This window comes from Lacinutrix cladophorae (assembly GCF_053604645.1).
The window spans coordinates 1-379 of record NZ_JBSHNR010000068.1 but is presented as its reverse complement, the minus strand read 5'-3'; the positions used below and the strand labels follow the sequence as shown (position 1 = coordinate 379).

Genomic DNA, 379 nt, shown 5'->3' with positions numbered 1-379 from the left:
CAGTATTTGCAGATTTAGATGGTGATGGCGTATTAGACGCAGGAGAGCCAACAGGAACAACAGCAGCAGATGGAACATACACTATAGATGGCGTACCAGCAGGAACTGTTGATATCGTAGTGGATACCACCACTTTACCAGCAAATGTTAATTTAACCGAAGGAACAGAACCAACAGAGGTTACAGTCCCAGCAAGTGGAACAGTAGATGCCGGAAATGATGGATATGCACCAGCAGTTGGAGATTTAAGTGGAGTTGTATTTGAAGATCTTAACGGAGATGGAATACAAGATCCAGGAGAAGAAGGAATAGAAGGAGTAGAAGTTGTAATTACCGATGTTAACGGAGACGAAACAACAGTAACAACAGGAACGGATGG

Annotated in this window: 1 protein-coding gene; it reads left to right on the top strand. The window is 43.3% G+C overall.

Annotated elements, in window-relative coordinates; genetic code table 11:
* On the top strand, positions 1-379 hold a 379-nt coding region (locus tag ACVC3Y_RS00760), incomplete at both ends, for an SdrD B-like domain-containing protein (protein ID WP_452225826.1).